The sequence below is a fragment of the Clostridium sp. AM58-1XD genome (assembly GCF_003464085.1).
In the GTDB taxonomy this organism is placed as follows: Bacteria; Bacillota; Clostridia; order Lachnospirales; family Lachnospiraceae; genus Lachnoclostridium_A.
On sequence record NZ_QSDR01000014.1, the window covers coordinates 40,194 to 56,980 of the forward strand.

The 16,787-nt window shown below is 48.5% G+C and carries 18 protein-coding genes and 1 pseudogene; 4 read left to right on the plus strand and 15 right to left on the minus strand.

What is annotated here, in order from left to right:
- Window positions 1-125 precede the first annotated feature (125 nt).
- Entirely contained in the window at window positions 126-1,475 is a 1,350-nt protein-coding gene (locus DXA13_RS10155; protein WP_243009063.1) for a D-alanyl-D-alanine carboxypeptidase family protein, read from the minus strand.
- A 101-nt stretch (window positions 1,476-1,576) separates the two neighbouring features.
- Window positions 1,577-2,254 (minus strand): TIGR00266 family protein, encoded by a 678-nt coding sequence (locus tag DXA13_RS10160; RefSeq protein ID WP_118244186.1) that lies wholly within the window; start codon window positions 2,252-2,254, stop codon window positions 1,577-1,579.
- A gap of 294 nt (window positions 2,255-2,548) precedes the next feature.
- Here DXA13_RS10160 and DXA13_RS23035 point away from each other — a divergent pair, with 294 nt between their 5' ends.
- The 3 genes from DXA13_RS23035 to DXA13_RS10170 are packed head-to-tail and all read left to right on the plus strand — an operon-like array spanning window position 2,549 to window position 4,737.
- Window positions 2,549-3,181 carry a hypothetical protein gene (locus DXA13_RS23035; protein WP_347559808.1) on the plus strand — a complete coding sequence of 211 codons (633 nt, stop codon included), beginning with the start codon at window positions 2,549-2,551 and terminating at the stop codon, window positions 3,179-3,181.
- Window positions 3,112-3,828: a hypothetical protein gene (locus DXA13_RS23040; RefSeq protein WP_347559817.1), complete on the plus strand. Its 717-nt coding sequence runs from the start codon at window positions 3,112-3,114 to the stop codon at window positions 3,826-3,828. The genes DXA13_RS23035 and DXA13_RS23040 overlap by 70 nt, the downstream gene beginning before the upstream one ends.
- Window positions 3,829-3,831: 3 nt before the next feature.
- Window positions 3,832-4,737, plus strand: coding sequence for an RluA family pseudouridine synthase (locus DXA13_RS10170; protein WP_118244064.1), 906 nt, complete (start codon window positions 3,832-3,834; stop codon window positions 4,735-4,737).
- Here the strand turns inward: DXA13_RS10170 and DXA13_RS10175 are convergent.
- On the minus strand, window positions 4,724-6,121 hold the full coding sequence (locus DXA13_RS10175; protein ID WP_118244066.1) for an RsmF rRNA methyltransferase first C-terminal domain-containing protein: 1,398 nt from the start codon (window positions 6,119-6,121) through the stop codon (window positions 4,724-4,726). The two genes, DXA13_RS10170 and DXA13_RS10175, sit on opposite strands and share 14 nt — an antisense overlap.
- Before the next feature lie 77 nt (window positions 6,122-6,198).
- On the opposite strand from DXA13_RS10175, the gene DXA13_RS10180 reads away from it, so the two are divergent.
- Window positions 6,199-6,738, plus strand: coding sequence for a hypothetical protein (locus DXA13_RS10180; protein ID WP_118244068.1), 540 nt, complete (start codon window positions 6,199-6,201; stop codon window positions 6,736-6,738).
- Window positions 6,739-6,883: 145 nt separating this feature from the next.
- Here the strand turns inward: DXA13_RS10180 and DXA13_RS10185 are convergent, their stop codons facing one another.
- From DXA13_RS10185 to DXA13_RS23045, 12 genes and pseudogenes are all read right to left on the minus strand, one after another.
- Entirely contained in the window at window positions 6,884-7,303 is a 420-nt protein-coding gene (locus DXA13_RS10185; protein ID WP_118244070.1) for a DUF6465 family protein, read from the minus strand.
- A 109-nt stretch (window positions 7,304-7,412) separates the two neighbouring features.
- Complete coding sequence (locus DXA13_RS10190) at window positions 7,413-7,928, minus strand: DNA-deoxyinosine glycosylase (protein ID WP_118244073.1); 516 nt, start codon at window positions 7,926-7,928, stop codon at window positions 7,413-7,415.
- A complete protein-coding gene (gene yedF, locus DXA13_RS10195) occupies window positions 7,925-8,593 on the minus strand; it encodes a sulfurtransferase-like selenium metabolism protein YedF (RefSeq protein WP_118244075.1) in 669 nt (222 codons plus the stop codon). The genes DXA13_RS10190 and yedF overlap by 4 nt, the downstream gene beginning before the upstream one ends.
- Window positions 8,594-8,619: 26 nt before the next feature.
- On the minus strand, window positions 8,620-9,858 hold the full coding sequence (locus DXA13_RS10200; protein WP_118244188.1) for a YgeY family selenium metabolism-linked hydrolase: 1,239 nt from the start codon (window positions 9,856-9,858) through the stop codon (window positions 8,620-8,622).
- Between the two features lie 208 nt (window positions 9,859-10,066).
- A complete protein-coding gene (ptsP, locus tag DXA13_RS10205; RefSeq protein ID WP_118244200.1) occupies window positions 10,067-11,686 on the minus strand; it encodes a phosphoenolpyruvate--protein phosphotransferase in 1,620 nt (539 codons plus the stop codon).
- Between the two features lie 149 nt (window positions 11,687-11,835).
- Window positions 11,836-12,093 carry an HPr family phosphocarrier protein gene (locus DXA13_RS10210; protein WP_118244077.1) on the minus strand — a complete coding sequence of 86 codons (258 nt, stop codon included), beginning with the start codon at window positions 12,091-12,093 and terminating at the stop codon, window positions 11,836-11,838.
- Between the two features lie 27 nt (window positions 12,094-12,120).
- Window positions 12,121-12,411 carry a PTS glucose transporter subunit IIA gene (locus tag DXA13_RS21715; RefSeq protein WP_347559818.1) on the minus strand — a complete coding sequence of 97 codons (291 nt, stop codon included), beginning with the start codon at window positions 12,409-12,411 and terminating at the stop codon, window positions 12,121-12,123.
- On the minus strand, window positions 12,363-12,623 hold the full coding sequence (locus DXA13_RS21720) for a PTS glucose transporter subunit IIA (RefSeq protein ID WP_243009064.1): 261 nt from the start codon (window positions 12,621-12,623) through the stop codon (window positions 12,363-12,365). Before DXA13_RS21720 ends, DXA13_RS21715 begins: the two co-directional genes overlap by 49 nt.
- Before the next feature lie 21 nt (window positions 12,624-12,644).
- A complete protein-coding gene (treC, locus tag DXA13_RS10220; RefSeq protein WP_118244203.1) occupies window positions 12,645-14,297 on the minus strand; it encodes an alpha,alpha-phosphotrehalase in 1,653 nt (550 codons plus the stop codon).
- Between the two features lie 3 nt (window positions 14,298-14,300).
- A pseudogene (gene treP, locus DXA13_RS10225) lies at window positions 14,301-15,715 on the minus strand (PTS system trehalose-specific EIIBC component).
- Window positions 15,716-16,003: 288 nt separating this feature from the next.
- On the minus strand, window positions 16,004-16,549 hold the full coding sequence (locus DXA13_RS10230) for a UTRA domain-containing protein (protein WP_347559809.1): 546 nt from the start codon (window positions 16,547-16,549) through the stop codon (window positions 16,004-16,006).
- Window positions 16,522-16,719 carry a GntR family transcriptional regulator gene (locus DXA13_RS23045; protein WP_347559810.1) on the minus strand — a complete coding sequence of 66 codons (198 nt, stop codon included), beginning with the start codon at window positions 16,717-16,719 and terminating at the stop codon, window positions 16,522-16,524. Before DXA13_RS23045 ends, DXA13_RS10230 begins: the two co-directional genes overlap by 28 nt.
- Window positions 16,720-16,787: the final 68 nt, after the last annotated feature.

A 16,787-nucleotide genomic window follows, 5' to 3' on the forward strand; every position in this document is an offset into this window, starting at 1 on the left:
CTTTTCGCCTGCTCTGTTATCACTATGCTGTTTTCCCCCATCATTTCCCCTATGGGTATGCTTCTCCCTCTCAGCCTCATCATCCATGCCGCCTTTCAGGGAAAAGTATATCATTAATGAATTATTTATTCAAGATACAGCTCTGCGATTTTTTCCATGCACCACTTCAGGGTGATCGGGTCTGCGTCTTCCTTTACAACGACGGGATAAGCGGCCACCGTCCTGCCGTTCAGTTCATATTCCACCTTACCTGCGGTATCCCCTCTGCGGACCGGCGCTTCCAGCTCTTTTTTCATACTCAGCCGTACGTCTGGTTGTTCATCCTCCCTCAGAAGCAGATAAAGGCTTTCACCGCCGTTTTTCTGTTCCTCAGGCCCTGCTTTTTCCGGCACCGCCACTTCTGCCTGCACCGTCATACCGCGCGAAATGTCACCGTCTTCAGGAATTCCGTTTTCCACCGTTATTTCAGGAATTTCCACATCCTTCCACACGTTTCTGTATTCATAATTTTTCATTCCATACTGAAGAAGCGCTCTGGCGTCCGCCCATTTGTAAGTTTTGTGCGGCGGCCAGCCGCAGCCGAGCAAAGCTACGATAAAATTTTTTTCGCCGTCTTCCAGCGCCCCCACGTAACAGTAACCGGCTCCCCCTGTAAATCCTGTTTTACCGGAATACGCGCCGTCCATCATAGTCAGAAGGGCATTGTGGTTGACGCAGGAATACGTGCCCTTTCCTTCCGCGTCGGAAAATGTATACGCTTTCGTGCCTGTTACAGCTAGGAACTCATCTTTTTTCGGCGATTCCGAAATACAGTATTTCATAATGCGCGCCAAGTCTGCGGCGGTAGTGCTGTGAGCTCTTTCTTTTCCTTCTGTATCCGTTCCGGAGGCATCCAGGCCGTTGGGCGTAATGAAATATGTATCCGTACAGCCTAAGTCCCTGGCTTTCTGGTTCATCAGCCCGGCAAACGCTTCTACGCTCCCGCCGACGTGTTCCGCTATCATGACAGCAGAATCGTTATGAGACTCCAGCATAAGGGAGTACAGCAGATCTTTCAGGTAAAACTGGCGTCCAGACGGCGCCCCCAGATGAACCTGAGGCTGGGAAGCCGCGTTCTTTGATACCGTTACCAGATCGTCGCCATTTCCCAGCTCCAGCGCCAGAATACATGTCATAATTTTCGTGGTACTGGCCATTGGGTGGATGTCACTCTCATTTTTTCCAAACAGAATCCTCCCGGAATCCCCGTCCATAAGCACGGCCGACTGTGCATAAAGCCTGAAATCAGGCCCTGTCCTCTCTTCATTTTCCGTTCCTGCCGCAGCGTCTCTGGAGATATCCTCTTCTCTTTGTTCTGTTTCATATTTTCCGGCCTTTTCCCATACGTCCTTCCAGGCCGGCACGGCTTCTTTCGAAACGGCCGCGCCTCCCAGAAGGACGCAGAAAAGGGCAAATACAGCCATCTGCTTCTTCAAATAAAACTGCCTCTTTCCGGTAACCATTATTCCATCTTATTCCGAAAAGCTGCGTCTTATGAACAGGCAGGCTGTCTTTGCCCTTCTTTTATCTGCTCAAATTATTTGCCAGACGGGATTCCCTTAGCGATTTCTCCAACGAATTCCGACATGTTCATAGTCTGGAGATACACCTTTCCCGGTCCTGTCAGTCTCGTCAGGAAAAGACCCTCTCCTCCGAACAGCATGTTCTTAAACCCTTTGATCGTCTCAATCTCATATGTTACGGATTTCTCAAATGCAAAAACGTTGCCCGTATCTACCTTCAAAACTTCTCCCGGCGCCAGTTCTTTTTCATAAAGGCCTCCGTCCACTTCCAGAAATGCCGTTCCGCTGCCGGACAGCTCCTGAAGGATGAATCCTTCGCCGCCGAAGAATCCGGCGGACAGTTTTTTCGTAAATGCCACTTTCAGTTCTACCGATGTCTCCGCACAGAGAAACGCCCCCTTCTGGCAGATCAGCCCCTCTTCTGATACGTTAACAGGAAGTATCTTCCCCGGTACGGTCGCAGCAAATGCGATGACTGCGTCCTGGCGTTCTGCCGTATATGTAGCAAGAAACAGGCTTTCACCTGAAAACATCCTTCCAAATCCCTTGGCAAGACCGCCCTTAACATTTGATTCCAGTTTCAGTCCGTCGCTCATCCATGCCATACCGCCTGATTGAGTACACATGGCCTCTCCCTTATTCAGTGTTACCTCCACTGCCTGTACAATGCCATCCACAATTCTGTACTGCATAATATCCTCCAGTCTGCCCATCACTTCCCAAGAGCGTTTTTTCACACTTATATTCTACCTGATCCGACCCGCTACGGCAATCTTTTTTTTACGCAGCCGTCCAGACGGCGGAAAAACCGGCGTATTAAGCAGCGTTTATCCTGCTTGTAAGCAGCTTCCCATACCGCTTTTCCATCGGATGGATATCCGCTGATTTTTGATGACGCTTTTCTTTTCCCCTCTTTACATCCGAACATATATTCTGATATACTGACATTATACAAATTGTTTGATCTGAATGGAGGTGACTGGCTGATGACGAAAGAACGTCTGATTTTTCATATCGATGTGAATTCCGCTTTTTTAAGCTGGGAATCCGTATACCGCCTGGAGCAGGATCCGGAGGCTCTGGATCTGCGGACCGTTCCGTCGGCCGTGGGCGGCGACGCAAAGCAGCGCCATGGCATTATCCTGGCGAAATCCACTCCCGCTAAAAAATACGGCATTACAACAGGGGAGCCGATCGTACAGGCGCTCCGAAAATGCCCGGAGCTGCTCATTGTTCCATCCTGCTTTGAACTGTATGTGGAAAATTCCAGAAAGCTGATCCGCCTCCTGGAAGAATATACGCCTGATATTGAAAAATTCAGCATCGATGAGGCCTTTCTCGATATGAGCAGCACCATTCATCTCTTCGGCGATCCCGTTTCCACAGCGGACAGACTCCGGGAACGAATCCGGCAGGAGCTGGGTTTTACAGTCAACGTCGGCATAGCCCTAACAAGCTTCTGGCTAAGATGGCTTCTGATTTCGAAAAGCCGGACAAGACACATACCCTTTATTCCAGCGAAGTTCCTGTCAAACTGTGGCCGCTTCCGATCCGGGAATTATTTTTCGTCGGCGGAGCCGCTCAGAAAAAGATGGAGGGAATCGGCATTCATACAATAGGCGATCTGGCCAGGGCGGATCTGAATATCCTGAAGGCCCATCTGGGAGATAAATACGCTGTCCTGATCCATCAGTATGCCAATGGGATCGATCCCGACCCGGTCGCAGAACGTAATCCGGTCAACAAGGGCTACGGCAACAGCATTACATTATCACAGGATGTATCGGACTACGAAACTGCCAGCCAGGTCATCCTTTCCCTGGCTGAAACCGTAGGCGCCCGCCTTCGGGCAGACCATGTACTCTGCAATTCCGTATGTGTAGAGTTGAAGGACTGGCAGTTCCGGGTACAGACCCATCAGGCCCCTCTTCCCTTTGCAACTGATTCCACCTCCGTAATCTATGAAAAGGCACGCTCCCTTCTAAAGGAATTCTGGGATCTGACGCCTGTCCGGCTGATCGGCGTGCGAACCGGAAAGATAGCCGATCACACCTATGTTCAGATGAGCCTCTTTGACGATGATCAGGCTGAAAAAAGAAAAAATCTGGAGAAAGCAGTTGATTCCATCCGCAGCAAATACGGCACTGACAGCATCAAAAGAGCCAGCTTCCTGAAGAAAGACGCCATCGTCGATCATGCGGCCGGAAAGCACAAACACTTAAATCCCAGAGGAAAAGAAATCTTTGAAGATAATGAGGACAAATAGACGATGAATTCCGTTTACAGCAGACGATTTACTTATACGATCTCAGAACAGGATGCCGGACAGACCGCCGAGCAGTTTCTCCGCAGCCAGGGATATTCCAAAAACCTGATTGTTCAGCTCAGAAAGAATCCCATGGGCATTACCATGGACGGAGAGCTGATTTACACCACCAGGCGCCTCTTAAAAGGCGACCGGCTATCCATTCTTCTGACTGAGGAGGAATCTTCAGCCAATATCGTTCCCTCTGCCATGCCTCTGGACGTGGTTTATGAGGACGGGGATATCCTGATTATCAATAAAGCGGCCGGCGTACCAATCCATCCATCACAGGGGAATTTTTCCAACACGCTGGCCAATGCCGCCGCCTGGTATTTTCAGCAGAAGCAAGAACCGTTTATATACAGAGCGGTGAACCGCCTTGACCGTGATACGACGGGGCTGCTCATTCTGGCCCGCCATTCTCTGGCGGCGTGCATTCTGTCTGAAATGGTTGCCAGACGGGAAATCCACCGGGAATATCTGGCGGTCGCAGAGGGCAGAGTTCCTGATGCAGGCACCATATCCGCCCCGATTGCCCGTGTAGACGGCTCCACCATCGAACGGTGTGTCGATTTTGAAACAGGCGAAGCCGCCGTTACGCACTACCGATGTCTCCGCTACAATGCAACGTACGACTGTTCTCTTGTCAGCCTCCGCCTTGAAACAGGCCGCACCCATCAGATTCGTGTCCATATGAAATATATCGGCCATCCCCTGCCGGGGGACTTCCTGTATAATCCGGACTACCGCCTGATCGGTCGGCAGGCCCTTCATTCCTGCCGTCTATCTTTTCTCCATCCGATCACAAAAAAAGAGCTTCATTTCGAAGCTCCTCTTCCGGACGATATGAAATTTGTTACAGAAACCTGAGACCCTTGGGATAGTGGTTCTTTAATATCCCGCCGGCCTCTTTCGCCCACCCAAGGGGAAAACCGTTTACACACATCAGTGTCCAGCCTTTTTCACCGTCTCCTGCTGCAGTTTCTCCACGCAGATAACGGACCGCCGCTTCCTCGTCCATATCATGGATTCGGGCGGCTTCCTCCTTTTTCAGCCAGAGAGCCAGTCCATGTGCCGGTTCCAGCCTGTTCTTTTTTACAGCAGCCACATGAAGACCTGGCCTCACCACTTTCATTCCTTTTATATCCCGCATCTCTGCCGGCACATGATAAATCTGGTCTCCAAAAAGAATCCATTCATTTCTGTTTTTCAGTTTCCCGGCATTTGGACAAACTTCTCCCAGAAAATCTTCAATCTCCTTCAGAAGCTTTTTATCTTTGATATACGGAGGCTCTTTTTGCTGCTCTTCCTTCCGAACCTCTCCTCTTTTCTTAAAAACCGCCAGATAATGGCCCTCTCCCCTTGTTCGATGAGGCCATATCCGGAACGTATTTTTCAGATCTTCTCTCTGATTCAGCCCCCATTCCGGGCGGCCGCACGAAAGGCCGTATACGCCGCTTTCCTCCAGGAACGTACTGCAGTCCTCGATCGCAAAGTCGGGATGACTGTCCAGAAACAGCTCTGCCGCCTGTTCGTCTTCTTCCGGGGAAAACGTACAGGTGGAATACACAAGGGTACCGCCTGCCTTCAGCATAAGCGCCGCATTATGAAGAATTTCCTGCTGGCGTGCTGCGCATATGTTCACATTTTCCGGACTCCACTCCTCACATGCCTCTTCGTCTTTCCGGAACATCCCTTCTCCGGAACATGGCGCATCGACTGCTATGCGGTCGAAAAAGCCGGGGAAAAAGGCCGCAAGACGGGCAGAGTCCTCATTTGTCACAACAGCGTTTCCAATCCCCATCCGTTCCACGTTCTGAGACAGGATTTTCGCTCGTGCCGGATGAATCTCATTGCTTAACAGAAATCCAGTTCCGCGGAGTCTGGAAGCGATCTGCGTCGTCTTTCCTCCCGGGGCCGCGCACAAATCCAGTATTTTTTCTCCCGGCTGCGGATTTAGCAGAGTGACGACAGCCATAGCGCTGGGCTCCTGTATGTAATACAGGCCGGCCGCATGATAGGGATGCCTGCCCGGCCGTTTTTCTCCGTTGTAGTAAAAGCCTTCTTTTGCCCACGGTACCGGTGTCAGGCCAAAGTTTTCTGTCAGCCATTTTCCGTCTTCCGGCAGCAGTTTCAGAAGATTCAGCCTCAGTCCCTGTACACGCGCTGAATCATAGCTTTTTATAAACTCCTCATATTCCTCGTTTAAAAGCCCGCTCATTTTATTTTTGAATTCTTCTGGCAATCCTGTCATCTTCTCTTCTCCTGTTGGAATGATATTCGCTTATCTGTGGAACAATAAACCTATTATAACCGGAGGTCATCGTCATCATGCTGCTGAATGTTCTGGCTTACTTTATTATCCCTGCCTATACTGTACTATTTGCTGGAAGGACTGACTGGGTCCATGCCAACTTCTCGATCATACGCAATTTTGGAGCGAGGAAAATGGCATTTATCCTGTGGGGTATGATTGTTGTATATTATTTTTATATTTCCATGCGTGACATTGTCAATTCTCTTTCCAATCCCCGTTTGGAACGATTTCTCAGCCGCGCATCCCTCTGTCTTCTGGTTCTCACCCTGCTCACCCCGTATAAACCGGAAATTTTCCCTTTTTTCTCGGCGCTCCACGTATGGTTTGCCTTTTCATGTCCGACAGCGCTCATGCTCTGCATTCTCGTCATTCTGTACCGCTGCCGTAAAAGAAATCCCCGAATCTATCATCCATATATGGTGTATTTCTGGGGAATCGTTGCGGCTTCCGCAGCCTTCTTTTTCAGTGCGGGCATGATTAACAGTGCTCTGGAAATCTTCTTCGTCACATCCTGTTCCATACTGGTCCGCCGGATACACAGAAGGCTGGCCTGATTGGTCATATCCCTTTCCCGAAAAAGTTCGTTCCTTTTCCGTCATATCCGCAGCGCGAACCGGCCGAATGGAAAAAGAGGCCCCACCAGGAGCTGCTTATAAAGCCCGCTCCTCATGGAACCTCTTTTCTTTCCTCTACAGCTGATTATAATTCAATCTTGTAATCATCAGAGCCTTCGCCGTTTACTACGTAGTAAGCAACCGCCTCTTCCGGTTTTACATAAATCTCGATTGTTTTGATTGCAACATCCTTATGAGAATTCGCAAATGCTGCTTTTGCTGCATCCAGTATCTCTTTCGCTGCGATCTGATTTCCTGCATATTCTACATATACGGATGCTACTGGCTCAGCTGGTTTCACAGCTGCCTTCGCCGGCGCTTTCTTTGCCGGTGCTTTTGCAGGCGCCTTCACCGCTTCTTTTACAGGGGCTTCTTTTGCCGGTGCTGCTTTTACCGCCGCTGTTTCCTTTGCGGCTGCTGCCTTAACTGCAGCTGTTTCCTTTGCCGGTGCTGCTGCTTTTACTGTCTTAGCTGACGTTTTTGTTTCCTTTTTAACTGTTGCCATAATTATTCTCCTCCTCGCAATCCCTAACTCAGATTCCTTCCAGCCAATGCACAAGATGTCATACTTTATGTTGAGGCGATTATAAATCCAATCTTATTTTTTGTCAACATTATGGTCGGATTTCCTTGCTCTTCCTAACGATTTCCTGGTAAGCATCACATAGATTTTCGAAAGTGATCCTGCAGTTGGCCGGGCTGGTGGACGGAAGCGGAACAGGCGCCAGGCCCGTCTGTTTCTGACAATATTTCTTAAACAGCGCCGTAGCTTTTCCACCCGTAGTGAACACGGCGCGGATGTCCGCATGTTCAAGAATCCGGCTCATATCGTTTGGTACGGGATTCTTAATGCTCGTATCATCAGCACCGTGTATTTCACAGGATGCCAGCACATCCCATATGGCAATTCCGTGTTTTAGAGCCATCTTCTTTTTATCCTCAATCGTCTCCGGATTCGGCTCGCCAAGTACCTCTGCCAGCACAGGCCAGAAACGGTTCCTTGGATGGCCGTAATAGAAGCCCTGTTCTCTTGATTTAGGCGACGGCATAGTCCCCAGCACCAATACTCTGGAATTTTCATCAAATACCGGTTCAAACCCATGCTTCACCGTTTCCAGCTGTCCTTTCATGGTTTCACCACACTTCCTGCAGCGACCATTTTTTCTGCGATTTCATACATATTTGTCACCCTGCCGACAGCCAGCTTGTCTGCAATGCCATAGTGATTCAGACAAGTTCCGCATGTTATGATTTCCACCCCCTGCGCCTCCAGGTGTTTCAGATCCTCCAGGGAATCGGAGCCTTCCACAGAAAGCTTTGCCCCTCCGTTATAGAGCAGAATCGTCTCCGGAAGGCGTTCCAGCTCTGTGAGCGCATACAGAAATCCTTTCATCAATATCCTTCCCAGGACTTCGTCCCCTTCCCCCATATGGTCCGCAGAAATCACCACGATTTTCCCATGGTCTCTGGAATCGGGAACACAGGCGCCTTCCTGTCTGTCCGCCTGTTCTCTGCCTTGTTCCCTGCTTTTTTCCGCTCTCTTTTCATCCGTCTTTTTATCCGTCTTTTTACCCTGCTTTTCTTCTCTGCAAAAGTAAACGGAATAATCGTGTTCCGACAGCTTTTCCGCCACAGTTTTCAAGCTCATATATGACCCCAGCTTTTCCAGATTCTGCACTGCGATCGGATTATCCACAAAAATCTGCAGTTCCTTCTCATCCATCACCTGAAGAGCCTTTTTCGCCTCAATGACCGGCTTCGGGCACGGTAGCCCTCTTGCATCAATTGATTTCATTACAATGTATTCCTCGTCCTCATTATTTATTCCTGTGCCTTTGCGTCATCCGTCTCCTTTTCCTCAAAATATGCGGATGGTATGAGAGCATACACAGACGCGCATTTCACCAGACCGTCTCTGCACATTGTCTCATTCGGCGCATGGGCTTCTTTTTCGCTTCCCGGGCCGAATCCGACGCACGGAATCTTGTACCTTCCCATAATGGAAACGGCATTGGTGGAAAACGTCCACCGGTCAATTCTGGGTTCACCCAGCAGTGTTCTGTATGCTTTTGCTGCAGCTTCTACCGCCGGATGGTCTTCGCTGATTACCCATGTGGGAAAATAACATTCCGTCGGATATACAAGACCTGTCCACGACGGTTTTTCATACGGATAAAGCGTCACTTGCGCGTTGTATTTCCGGCACGAAGGGAGATTCCTCAGCTCCTCCAGAGCCATTTCCCAAGTCTCTCCATCCGTCAGCCTTCTGTCCAGGGAAACGGCGCAGGAATCCGCCACTGCACATCTGGCCGGAGACGTGAAGAAAATTTCAGAAGCCGTCACGGTTCCCTTTCCAAGGAATCCGTCATCTTTCAGGCTTTCCCCCATGGCGCGTATTTCCTGGAGGATGTCCGCCATGCGGAAAATGGCGTTTTCTCCACGCTCCGGAGCCGATCCGTGGCAGGAAATCCCCTTTACTTCTACACGAATCTCCATCCGTCCTCTCTGCCCGCGGTAAATACCTCCGTCCGTAGGTTCCGTAATAACGACAAATTCCGGCCGGATATGATCTTCATTGCAGATATACTGCCAGCAAAGTCCGTCACAGTCCTCTTCCTGAACCGTACATGTAACCAATACTTTTACACCATCCGGGATCAGGTCTAAATCTTTCATGATCCTCGCTCCGTAAATTGCGGAAACAACGCCTCCAAGCTGATCGGATGCGCCGCGCCCACCGATTCTGTCCTCCGTCTCACATCCTTCGTACGGGTCAAACGTCCAGTTGGACAGCTGTCCGACTCCTACCGTATCCACATGCCCGTCAAAGGCAATAATCTGTTTCCCGCACCCCATATATCCCAGCAGATTTCCAAGACCGTCTATGAAAACCTCATCAAATTCCAGCCTTTTCATCTCCTCTTCCAGACGCCGGATTACGCCTTCTTCCTCACAGCTTCCACTGGGAATCGCGATCACTTCCCGAAGGAGCCGTTCCATCTGCCTGCTGTATCCTTCCGCTGCCGTTCGCACACGATCGGCGACGCTGCATTCCCTCATAGTTTCTCCTCTCCATTTCTGCCTTTCGGCCCTGCTTTTATTCGTCCAGTTTATCATATTTTCAGCACCTCTTCAATTGCCGAACCATGCCTTCCTGAAAAATAAAACGGCAGGGACATCCTGAGCAGTCCGGCGTTGCGCCGGCTGCCATGGAGTGTACCTGCCATTTCCTGCAGTTGTGATATTCCCTATTCAAATTACAGCTTGCTCAAATCCGTCTTTCTGACTCATCTCTTACTCTTAATACCATGGACGGGGAAACAGACAATTCGTCCATACCCATCTTCAGGAATTCTTTCGTAAGTGTTAAATCAGCACCAAGCTCTCCGCAGATTCCGACCCATATTCCGTTCTTGTGAGCGTTGTCGGCAACCATCTGAAGAAGACGGAGCACTGCCGGATGATGAGGATCGTAAAAATCATCCAGGCTGTTGTTCTGCCTGTCGATTGCAAGCGTATACTGGGTCAGGTCGTTCGTTCCGATGCTGAAGAAATCTACTTCTTTTGCCATTTCGTCACTCATAATGGCGGCTGCAGGGGTTTCGATCATAATTCCCTGCTCCATATTGCCGAACGTAATATTCTGGCTCTTCAGCTCTTCCTTGATATCCTCTACGATCCTCTTGATCTTACGGATCTCTTCTACGGAAATAATCATTGGATACATAACGGCAATATTGCCGTATACGCTGGCACGAAGGAGTGCTCTCATCTGCGTTCTGAAGATTTCCGGCCGTTTCAGGCAGATGCGGATTGCGCGGAATCCGAGAGCCGGATTTTCCTCTTCATCGAGATTGAAATAATCCACCTTCTTGTCCGCTCCGATATCCAGTGTACGGATAATGACCTTCCTGCCCGCCATCAGCTCTGCCACCTGGCGGTATGCCTGTAGCTGTTCTTCTTCTGTCGGATACGTATCGCGGCCTAAGTACAGGAATTCACTTCTGAAAAGTCCGATTCCGCCGGCGTCGTTAGCCAGAACGCTGGCCACATCTCCTACATTACCGATATTGGCGTAAATATTGATCTTCTTACCGTCAATTGTAATATTTTCCTTGCCTTTTAATGTCTGGAGCAGGCGCAGCTTCTCCTTTTCCTCCAGAATTTTCTTGGAAGCAGAACTGGCAGTCACTTCATCCGGTTCTACGATCACTTCCCCTGCAAAACCGTCCACGACACCGACTTTTCCGTTCATAGCAGAATCCAGTGGGATTTCCACCCCAACCAGCGCCGGTATATTCATCATTCTGGCCAGAATCGCCGTATGGGAATTAGCGGAACCATGTACGGTTACAAATGCGAGCACCTTTTCTTTGTCCAGCTGTACGGTCTCACTTGGAGTCAGATCATCTGCTATGATAATAACCGGTTCGGAAAAATCCATTCCGCCTTCTCCCGCTCCATGGAGTACGTTGATCAGCCTCTCAGAAATATCTTTGATATCAATGGATCTGGCTTTCATATAATCGTCATCCATCTCTGCGAACATCTTGGAGAAGTTGTCTCCCGTAGTTGCAACTGCATACTCCGCATTCACTTCCTGCGTACGAATGATATTTTCAATGGATTCCAGATAATCGTCATCCTCCATCATCATCTGATGAACTTCAAAGATTGCGGCATTCGCCTCTCCTACTTCTTTCAGAGCTTTTTCATATAAAGCACCCAGCTGTCCCAGGGCTTTCGTTTTCGCTTCCTCGAAGCGCTCCATCTCTGCATCCGCATCTGCGATATGTGTTCTTTTAACAAGATTATCCTTTTTTTCAAATACAGCAAGCCTGCCCATCGCAATGCCTTTATAGACAGATTTTCCAAAATATTTTTCCATAACCGGTCCTCTTTTCTCAAGCATGCCGAAACGGCGCAGTCCCTTTCCGTTTTGACATCCCAGCTTTTTATAGCACGAAAAGGCTGTCAGAAAACACGGCTTGTCCGCGCTTTCCGACACCCTTTATAGATTGTTCAACCGTTCTAGTTTTACAGGTTCTCCTTGAAGAATTTCTCGATCTCAGGACCAGCTGTCCCTTCGTCTTCTCCTTCTACCGTAACCGTCACTTCATTGCCGCACTTTACTCCAAGGCTCATGACAGCCATCAGTTTGGAAGCGTCAACTGTCTTTCCTTCCTTGTCGATCGTAACCTTGCTGGCATATTTTTTAACTTCCTTAACAAGAATTCCCGCTGGTCTTGCGTGGATACCTAATTCGTCTTTGATTGTGTACTGAAACTGAAACATGATCTCTTTTCCTTTCTATTGGCAAAATTATTTTTCATATGTGATGACTGCGGTTTCGCCTGCCTTCGCATCTCCCGTAACCATCTTCACATTCTTTACATCATCCATGTTGGTAATCAGGATCGGCGTAATCGTATTATACCCCTTCTCTTTTACAAACGCCAGATCAACTTCTGCCAGAAGATCGCCTGTCTTCACTTTCTGCCCGTCTTCAACACAGCACTTAAACCCTTCCCCATTCAGAGCTACGGTGTCAAGGCCGATATGGATCAGTACTTCTGCTCCCTCATCCGCCTGGATCCATAAGCATGCTTGGATGGAATCAGACTTACGATCGTTCCGCTCACAGGGCTGTAGATCTTACCCTCCTCCGGAATAATCGCCACTCCGTCTCCCAGCATCTTCTGAGAGAATACAGGGTCCGGCACTTCCTCAATCGGAACTACCTTACCATTCTGGATTGCGAGGATTTGCCCTGTCTTTGCAGCAGCCGGTTCCTCTACTTTCTTTCCGAATAACTTTTTGAACATCCCTTGTTCCTCCTTGCTGTTTCACTCTTCGCGCAAAAATGCGACTGACTCGTAGGGCTGTAAGGAAAACTTATTTGCCAGCTTTCTTTCCTGATAATTGGTCAGCAGGCAATTATATTCTTCTAAGCCACTTTCTTCTATCGTCATCTCCGCCTCTGTCCCGTAAAAATTGCTGAACACCAGAAGAGTCTGACCTCTGTAAGTCCTCTTAAAGGCAAATACGCTGTCATGATCTTCCTGAAGCGGCGTGTATCCACCATAGGCGATTACGTCGTACTGTTTTCTGAGCTCTACTAATCTTTTATAATAATACCACACAGACCCCCTGTCTTGCAAACAGTTCCTGACATTTATTTCACTAAAATTTTTATTTACGGAAATCCAGGGCGTATAATCAGAAAATCCCGCATTTTTACTTTCATCCCACTGCATCGGCGTTCTGGAATTATCGCGGGACCGTTCCCTCAAAATGTGATATATTTCCTCTTTATCTATTCCTTTTTCTTTTAAGATTGTAAAATAATTAACACTCTCCACATCCCGGTACTGGCCGATCTCCGTAAATCCGGCATTTGTCATCCCGATTTCTTCCCCCTGGTAGATATAAGGCGTTCCTCTCATCAGATGAATGGTCATCGCCAGCATGGCTGCCGATTCCAAAGGATACTTCTCGTCATCCCCAAATCTGGACAGCGCCCTCGGCTGGTCATGATTATTCCAGAATACGGCGCTCCATCCATCGCCGTTCTCCATCCCTTTCTGCCATCCGTGAAGCAGGCTTTTCAATTCAGCGAAGTCAAATTCCTGCAGCTGCCACTTGTCCTTATTTTTATAATCGACCTTCAGATGATGGAAATTGAAGCACATGGACAGCTCCCTGCTGGACGGCCTCGAATAGCGGATACAGTTGTCCATGGTTGTAGACGACATTTCTCCTACTGTTACAAGCCCCTTTTCCCAAATACCGCTTTCCCTGCACATCTCATTCAGGTATTCATGGACGTGAGGCCCATCTGTATAGAATCTCCGTCCGTCTCCCTCTTCATCATCTGTGAATATTCCTGGTTTGGAAATCAGGTTTACCACGTCAAAGCGGAATCCTTCCACTCCTTTTTCTATCCAGAATTTAAGAACATTGACGAGTTCTCTTCTCACATTCGGGTTATCCCAGTTCAGGTCCGCCTGCGTCCGGTCGAAGAGGTGGAGGTAATACTCGCCCGTCTCCTCTGTATATTCCCATGCGCTTCCTCCAAATTTGGAGGTCCAGTTCGTCGGCGGCAGGCCATTTTCGCCCTTTCGGAAAATATAAAAATCTTTATAATACGGATCGCCTTCCATCGCTTTTTTAAACCATTCATGCTCAGTCGACGTATGGTTGAACACCATATCCAGCATGAGCCCGATTCCACGTTTTTTTCCTTCGGCAATCAGCTCTTCCACATCTTCCATGGTTCCGTAAGATGGTTCGATCCCATAATAGTCTGCCACATCGTATCCATTATCATTCTGCGGAGAAAGAAAAAATGGTGTGCTCCAGATATAATCCACGCCAAGTTGTTCCAGATAATCCAGTTTTTCCGTAATTCCTCTGATATCACCGACTCCGTTTCCCGTCGTATCTTTAAAGGATTTCGGATAAATCTGATAAACTGTTGATTTTTTAAAATCTTTCATCATTCAGTGTACTCCTTTCTTTCTGCCGATAACCGTTGTCAGAATAAACGGAACGGCTATGGCAATGGCCATCGCGACCGCGAATTTCAGATAGAATTCCGGTTTGATTGAGAGAATTCCAGGCAGTCCGCCTACGCCGACCGTAAACGCCATGATTCCCGTTCCTACAGAAAATACGGCTGCGCATGCCGATCCCACCATACCGCAGACAAATGGAAACATGTATTTTAAATTCACGCCGAAGATCGCCGGTTCCGTTACTCCCAGATAGCAGGAAATACATGCCGGTACGGATACCTCTTTTGCCTCAGCATTCTTCTTCTGAAGAAAGATCATAGCCAGAACGGCGGAGCCCTGAGCGATGTTGGACAGTGCAATCATCGGCCACAGGTTCGTGCCACCGTAAACGGCCTGAAGCTGAAGATCAATTGCATTCGTCATATGATGAAGTCCTGTAATTACAAGAGGAGCATAGAGGAAACCGAAAATGCCTCCGAAAACTGTTTTAAATCCGGATGTCAGGCCTGCGTATACAATGTCGGAAATCACAGAGCCGATTTTCCATCCGATCGTCCCAGAACTGCATGTGCCACAATCGCAGAGATCAACAGGGAAAAGAATGGTACGACGATCATGGAAATCACTGCAGGACAGATTTTCCTGAAAAAACGCTCCAGAAAAACCAGGGTAAATCCTGCAAGCACGGCCGGAATAACCTGGGCCTGATAGCCGATCATATTCATATGGCAGAATCCAAAATCCCAGAACGGAATTTCGGCTGCGGGAGTAGTTGCTACTGCATATGCATTCAGCAGCTGGGGAGATACGAGCGTAAGCCCGAGCACGATACCGAGAATCTGCGTCGTACCCATTTTCCTGGTAATTGACCAGACGATTCCGACAGGCAGAAAATGAAATATCGCCTCACCTAAAAGCCACAGAAAGCTGTTGACGCCTGCCCAGAACACGGAAATCTCCACAAGGGTCTGCGTCCCTTCATTAAAAAGTTTCAATTCTCCGATACAGTTGCGGAATCCCAGAATCAGGCCGCCTACGATAATAGCCGGAATCAGAGGCGCGAAGATCTCCGCCAGATTCGTCGCTATTCTCTGGGCCGGATTCTGATTTTTCTTAGCTACTTCCTTCACCGCCTCTCTGGATCCCCCTTCTATACCTGATACGGCGATAAAATCATTATAGAAATCAGAAACCGTGTTGCCGATAATGACCTGAAACTGGCCGGACTGCGTAAAGGATCCCTTTACTGCTTTCATCCCTTCAATCCCCTTCACATCTGCTTTAGAAGGGTCTGCCAGCACAAAGCGCATTCGTGTCATGCAGTGTGTAACCGCCGATACATTTTCTCTGCCGCCCACCAGTTTCAGCAACTCTTTTGCATCCTCTGCATACTTACCCATAAAACCATCCTCCTGTTTGAATTAACTTGTTTAAACAACTTTCCTTTGATTTCAATATATCATGTTTAAACAAGTTAGTCAAGATCTTTTTGTAACTTTCTCCATTTCAAATTGCGCCCCCTGCCGTTCTCTGAATGCCCTCTGATTCACAGGAACCGGGAGGTTCCGAACCATTACAGAGGAATAAAAAACAAAGAAGACCGTTAAAAAACGATCTTCTCCACCTGACATTTTATATTGCATAAATTCCAAATCACGAAAGCCGGTCTTATCTTTTCCGTCAGGTTTTTACTCTTTTGGCCTGATCAAAGAATGCAAACCGGTCAGGGCGGTGGCGCGACTGGGTAAATTCAAACATGATTCCCTGGCATTAAAGGTCACGCTGCTCACCACCGCCACACAGTTATAGCCGTTCATTTTCATGTACTTCTCATCCAGTTCCGTAACCCGTTCAACGGTCATCCGCCGCTTCGTCGTCACAATATCCTCTCCGAGGACCTTTTCCATATATTCATAGACCGATTTTCCTGCTATCTCCGCAGTCAGTCCCCGGACAATATCCCTACGGAAATAATTATGATCAATAATCAGCGCCTCTCCATCGATATATCGGACTCTCTGCATATAATAAATTTCCGTTCCTTCCGGAAAACCCGTCCGCTTTTTCATTTTCTTGTCCACCGTCAGTTCGGCAAAACAGATTACATCCGTCGTATACTCCTGGTTATTACGGGCTACCGCCTCTTTCAGGCTCTCGATTCCTCCCAGCATGAATTCCGCCTGAGCGGTCGGCTGATAGATTACGACTACCCCTTTGCCATGTATGCTCTGCACATATCCGATATCGGCCAGGCGGGCGATCGCCTTCTTACCGTGTTTCTGGAGCAGCTGTACTCTGTTACCATGGTGTTTTCTGACGGGATCAACTCCTGATATTCGTATTCTCCGCTCTCTATTCTGTTTTTAAGGTCTTTATAGATTTCTTCATACTTCACTGCTCCCATAGTTTCCGTTCACTTCCTCTTTTCCTTAACCATTCCGCTCAGTTTCTACAGCGTCCATTTTATCAGAA

What these genes read in the sequence shown, in the direction of transcription:
- DXA13_RS10175 (WP_118244066.1), bottom strand. Translation starts at nt 6,121, where the DNA reads ATGACAGGATTGCCAGAAGAATTCAAAAATAAAATGAGCGGGCTTTTA.
- treC (WP_118244203.1), bottom strand. Translation starts at nt 14,297, where the DNA reads ATGAAAGATTTTAAAAAATCAACAGTTTATCAGATTTATCCGAAATCC.
- DXA13_RS10190 (WP_118244073.1), bottom strand. Translation starts at nt 7,928, where the DNA reads ATGAAAGGACAGCTGGAAACGGTGAAGCATGGGTTTGAACCGGTATTT.
- DXA13_RS10185 (WP_118244070.1), bottom strand. Translation starts at nt 7,303, where the DNA reads ATGGCAACAGTTAAAAAGGAAACAAAAACGTCAGCTAAGACAGTAAAA.
- DXA13_RS21720 (WP_243009064.1), bottom strand. Translation starts at nt 12,623, where the DNA reads ATGTTCAAAAAGTTATTCGGAAAGAAAGTAGAGGAACCGGCTGCTGCA.
- DXA13_RS10210 (WP_118244077.1), bottom strand. Translation starts at nt 12,093, where the DNA reads ATGTTTCAGTTTCAGTACACAATCAAAGACGAATTAGGTATCCACGCA.
- yedF (WP_118244075.1), bottom strand. Translation starts at nt 8,593, where the DNA reads ATGAAATCAATTGATGCAAGAGGGCTACCGTGCCCGAAGCCGGTCATT.
- DXA13_RS23045 (WP_347559810.1), bottom strand. Translation starts at nt 16,719, where the DNA reads ATGGGAGCAGTGAAGTATGAAGAAATCTATAAAGACCTTAAAAACAGA.
- DXA13_RS10160 (WP_118244186.1), bottom strand. Translation starts at nt 2,254, where the DNA reads ATGCAGTACAGAATTGTGGATGGCATTGTACAGGCAGTGGAGGTAACA.
- DXA13_RS23035 (WP_347559808.1), top strand. Translation starts at nt 2,549, where the DNA reads ATGACGAAAGAACGTCTGATTTTTCATATCGATGTGAATTCCGCTTTT.
- DXA13_RS10200 (WP_118244188.1), bottom strand. Translation starts at nt 9,858, where the DNA reads ATGAGGGAATGCAGCGTCGCCGATCGTGTGCGAACGGCAGCGGAAGGA.
- DXA13_RS10180 (WP_118244068.1), top strand. Translation starts at nt 6,199, where the DNA reads ATGCTGCTGAATGTTCTGGCTTACTTTATTATCCCTGCCTATACTGTA.
- ptsP (WP_118244200.1), bottom strand. Translation starts at nt 11,686, where the DNA reads ATGGAAAAATATTTTGGAAAATCTGTCTATAAAGGCATTGCGATGGGC.
- DXA13_RS10170 (WP_118244064.1), top strand. Translation starts at nt 3,832, where the DNA reads ATGAATTCCGTTTACAGCAGACGATTTACTTATACGATCTCAGAACAG.